General features: G+C 71.0%; 6 protein-coding genes. All 6 read right to left on the bottom strand.

All coding sequences use genetic code 11. From position 1 onward, the window contains the following. Positions 1 to 162: 162 nt before the first annotated feature. Complete coding sequence (locus tag ACGFWE_RS43375) at positions 163 to 1,068, bottom strand: SMP-30/gluconolactonase/LRE family protein (protein WP_393606193.1); 906 nt, start codon at positions 1,066 to 1,068, stop codon at positions 163 to 165. 32 nt (positions 1,069 to 1,100) lie between these two features. Then, on the bottom strand, positions 1,101 to 1,751 hold the full coding sequence (locus tag ACGFWE_RS43370) for a TetR/AcrR family transcriptional regulator (RefSeq protein ID WP_352392346.1): 651 nt from the start codon (positions 1,749 to 1,751) through the stop codon (positions 1,101 to 1,103). Further along, the gene (locus ACGFWE_RS43365; protein ID WP_393606191.1) at positions 1,748 to 2,428 is read right to left on the bottom strand and encodes a DUF4166 domain-containing protein; all 681 of its coding nucleotides are present in this window, start codon (positions 2,426 to 2,428) and stop codon (positions 1,748 to 1,750) included. Before ACGFWE_RS43365 ends, ACGFWE_RS43370 begins: the two co-directional genes overlap by 4 nt. Beyond that, positions 2,425 to 3,177, bottom strand: a complete 753-nt coding sequence (locus ACGFWE_RS43360) for a hypothetical protein (RefSeq protein WP_393606189.1) — start codon at positions 3,175 to 3,177, stop codon at positions 2,425 to 2,427. The genes ACGFWE_RS43365 and ACGFWE_RS43360 overlap by 4 nt, the downstream gene beginning before the upstream one ends. 143 nt (positions 3,178 to 3,320) lie before the next feature. Further along, the gene (locus tag ACGFWE_RS43355; protein WP_352392349.1) at positions 3,321 to 3,614 is read right to left on the bottom strand and encodes an MTH1187 family thiamine-binding protein; all 294 of its coding nucleotides are present in this window, start codon (positions 3,612 to 3,614) and stop codon (positions 3,321 to 3,323) included. Then, on the bottom strand, positions 3,611 to 3,961 hold the full coding sequence (locus tag ACGFWE_RS43350) for a DUF3817 domain-containing protein (RefSeq protein ID WP_393606187.1): 351 nt from the start codon (positions 3,959 to 3,961) through the stop codon (positions 3,611 to 3,613). Before ACGFWE_RS43350 ends, ACGFWE_RS43355 begins: the two co-directional genes overlap by 4 nt. Between the last annotated feature and the right edge of the window lie 256 nt (positions 3,962 to 4,217).

Here is a 4,217-nt window from a genome sequence, read left to right as displayed (position 1 = left end):
CCGTGGCGCGCGGTCCGTCGCGGCGCGAGAGGTGGCGAACGGTTCCGTGCTGGCGCCGGTTGACCGCACCCCCCAGGGGCGCGGGGAACTGCGCGACCAGCCCCCACCGGCCCGCACCCGCCCCACAACCTCACCCGGCACCTCCAAGCCGCCCCACAACCGCTACACCCTCCGCGCCCCCGTCACCGACATCACCAGGGAGTACAGAGAAGTCGTGGCCGCGATGAACAGCCGGTTGCCCTTCGGGCCGCCGAACGTCACGTTGGCCACCGGCTCAGGCAAACGAATGCGGCCGATCAGCGTGCCGTCGGGGTCGTAGCAGTGGATGCCGTCGGCCAGGGCGGCAGCCCACAGGCGGCCCTCGTCGTCGAAGCGGATGTTGTCGAAGTGGACGCCCCCGCGGGCCTCGGCGAAGACCTTGCCCCCCGAGAGCGTGCCGTCGGGGTGGACGTCGTACTGGTGGATCCTGGCCGCACGGGAGTCGGAGACGTACAGGCGCCGCTCGTCGGGGGACAGGATCACCCCGTTGGGCCCGTCCAGCCCGTCCGCGGCGAGAGACACCTCGCCCGTGGCCGGATCGATCCGGTACACATGGCACGCGCCGATCTCGGACTCGGCCCGGTGTCCCTCGTAGTCGCTGAGGATGCCGAAGTCCGGGTCGGAGAAATAGATCGTGCCGTCGGAGCGTACGACGGAGTCGTTCGGGCTGTTCAGGCGCTTGCCCTGATAGCGCTCGGCGAGCACGGTGACCGTGCCGTCGGGCTCGGTGCGGGTGACGCGGCGGTTGCCCTGTTCGCAGCTGACGAGGCGGCCCTGGGGATCGACCGTGTTGCCGTTGGTGTTGCCGGCCGGGGTGCGGAAGACGCCGACCGTGCCGGTGGTCTCGTCCCAGCGCAGGAGGCGGTCGTTCGGGATGTCGCTCCAGACGAGCTGCCGCCAGGCGGGCAGGTAGACAGGGCCCTCGGCCCAGCGGCAGCTGTCGTACAGGACCTCCAGCTTGCTGTCGCCGTTGGTGCAGGGCCGGAAGCGGTCGTCCAGGGTCTCGTAGAGGCTGTCGGAGCCGGGCATGGTGTCCTCTCGGGTCGGGGGGTGGGACGGGGTCAGCGGCGGCCGGTCCTGCGGAGGTGGTGGCGCACCGCGCGCTGGGCGACCGGGCCCAGGTCCTCCAGCGCGGCGACGAGCACGCCGAGCTGCTCCAGGGCGTCCAGGGCAGAGGTGGCGCCGGCCGCGTCGACCCCTTCGTACAGTTCGATGCCCACGAAGGAGGCGGCCACCGCCCGGGCCAGGCCCGCGGGGTCGGCGAACTCGCCGAAGGGCGTGGCCGTGAGGACCCTGGTGAGGACCTGCTCGATCTCGGCGATCCACAGCTCCAGGCCCGCCGCGGTGGCGGGGCCCAGGGTGGCGTGGGTCTGGGCGCCGGCCAGCAGCTGGCCGAGGAGGGCCACATGTCCGCCGGCCCGCTCCTCCTCGTGGACCTTGCGTCCCACCGCGAGGAGTTCGGAGAGCGAGGCCACGGCGGCCAGCCGCTCCCGGTAGCGGGCCACCGCACGCTCCGCCCCGTAACGGCAGGCCGCGGCGAGGAGTTCGTCGACGGAGCCGAAGTGGTAGAAGACCAGGGCCTGGTTGACCCCGGCGGCCGCCGCGACCGTACGGGCGGAGGTCTTGGCGATGCCCTGTTCGGTGAGGACACGCAGGGCACCCTCCAGGAGTTTGGCCTTCGTCTCCAGGGCCTTCGCGGACTCGGGGCTCACGCGCGCGCCTCCTCGCGGAGGGGACGGAGACCGGGGCGGACTCCGCAGGCCGCGATGTCGCTGTACGTCGCCTCGAAGGAGCCTTCGTAACCGAACAGCGGGCCGAAGTACCGGTTGACGACCCGGACCCTGATGCGGAAACGGCCCGCCTTGTCGTCGTACGACTCCCGCACCTCCGCCGTCGCGCCGATCAGCTCGGGCACCCGGACGTCCACCACGCCCTCCCGGAACCGGTGCTCCCCGGAGCGGATCAGCAGCGAGCCGTCGGGCTCGGCGCGGAAGTGGAGCTCGCTGGCCAGGTGCTGGTGGGTGCCGAGGTAGTCGAGGATGCGGTCGCCCTTGGGGCTCAGCACCATCTGGGCGTCGAAGCGGCGGGGGCGGCCGGACAGGTGGAAGGTGCGCACGAAGGTCACCGTCTCACGGCCGTAGGTGTCCACGTAGGGAACGTTCTCGATCAGGAACGGCACGTTGCGCCCCGGTCTCGGCACCAGGATGTTGCGGGTCGCGCCGAGGGCCAGGAAGGGCTTCACGAAGGCCCCGCCGTGCCAGACGCGGTCCATCACGCCCCGGCCGGTGCAGGCCTCACCGGTCGTCAGGCCGACGGAGAAGCGGCGCTGGAGCTGAGGGTGCAGACGGTCGAAGTCGGCGCCCATCACCGTGCGGAACATCGAGGTCATCGCGGGGTCTCCAGGGTGTGAAGGACGCGCGGCGCACGCACGCGTGTGGCGGGCCGGCGCAGACAGCGGCGGGCGGCCGGGGTGCCGGGCAGGGGTGACGTGAACAGGGCCAGCGAGATGACGACGGCGAGGAGGAGGGGCGAGACGTAGGCCATCGACGCGGCCAGCGGACCGAAGAGGTGCAGGGAGCGCTCCAGGCCGAGTCCGGTGCCGGCGACGAGCACGACGAGGGCGCGGGCCAGGAGTTCCGCGAGCCAGTTCCACAGGGCCCGCTCGGGGGTGATCCCCCGCTCCAGCCACAGCCTCAGCCGGTCGAAGGACCAAGCCGTGGCCCAGCCGATGAGCGGGCGGAAGAGCAGGCGGTCGGCGACGGCGCCGACGCGGCCCCAGCGAGGACGGTAGTCGTACCCGGTCAGAAACAGGACGCCGTCGCCATCGGGAACGTAGCGCCAGTAGCCACTGCCCTCCGCCAGGAGCGAGAGCGGGTGCGGGGACGAGAAGCGCAGGGCGGAGGTGCGGGTGCCGTCGGGGCGTTCCCGCTCGCCCGCGCAGACGCCGGTGCCGGCGACGGTGAGACCGGGCAGCACGCGCGTGGCGTACCGGAAGCGCTGCGGCTCGCCCTCCGCGCGCGGGAGGTAGGCGATCCGGGTGAAGCGGAGGTCCCAGCGCTGGTGCTGGGACGGTTCCTGTGTCCGGTTCCAGAGGTCGTCGAGATCGGCACGGATGCGGGCCTCGATGTAGAGCCCCATGAATCCCCCAGGTGAGCTGACTGTTTGAGCGATCGCTCAAAGCACCTGGGCAGGAAGATACACATCTTTGAGCGATCGCTCAAACATCGGGGACGAGAAAACCCCGGCCCGCGCGGGACCGGGGTTCGACTCTCAGGGTTCCTTCAGCCGGCGAGGTGCCGCTCCACCGTCTCCACCTTGGAGGTCAGACCATCCGTGACTGTGGGCCGGATGTCCGCCTTGAGCACCAGCGACACCCGCGGCGCCCGCGCCTCCACGGCGGCCACGGCACGCTTCACGACGTCCATGACCTCGTCCCAGTCACCCTCGATCGAGGTGAACATCGCGTCGGTACGGTTGGGCAGCCCCGACTCACGCACGACCCGCACGGCGTCGGCGACGTACTCCCCCACGTCCTCACCGACCCCGAGCGGGGTCACGGAAAAGGCGACGATCATGCGTTCACGGTCCCTTCCTGCTCCTTGCGGGCACGGGAGGCGATGACGGCGTCCTCGGCCTCGCGCTTGAGCCTGCGCTCGGCGAAGAAACCGCCGGTGGGCAGCACGGAGAGCACGAAGAACCAGGTCCCCGTCTTCGCGGACCACTTGGTGCGGTTCCAGGCGTCGAGCCAGAAGATCACGTACAGGATGAACAGGACACCGTGGACCATGCCCATCACCGGCACGGCATTGAAGTCCGTGGTCCGCTTCAACACCGAGCAGACGAGCAGGAGCAGGAACGAGATCGCCTCCGGAGCGGAGACCAGGCGGAGGCGTCGGAGGGCGGAGGCTGTCTTGAGGTCCACGGGTCACCTTCGGTGGGAACGGTTTGTGAACGAACGCACAAGCGTCCTCCCTATTGTGACAAACGGTTCGGTGGTCCTGGGGCGAGGGGGGTGCGGTGGCGCTGCGCTGGGCTTGAACCGGGCGCCTATCGGGGTGCCGGGTCAGGTTGTCGGGTGGCTGCCGGCCGGTGGGGGCTGGTCGCGCAGTTCCCCGCGCCCCTGGGGGGTTGCAGTCACCTGCGCCAGGACGGACCGTTCGCCGGACCGCGCGCCACGA

Origin of the sequence: Streptomyces sp. NPDC048523 (assembly GCF_043199815.1) — a bacterium.
GTDB lineage: Bacteria > Actinomycetota > Actinomycetes > Streptomycetales > Streptomycetaceae > Streptomyces.
The sequence above is the reverse complement of the archived record's forward strand: the minus strand, read 5'-3'. Positions and strand labels throughout refer to the sequence as shown.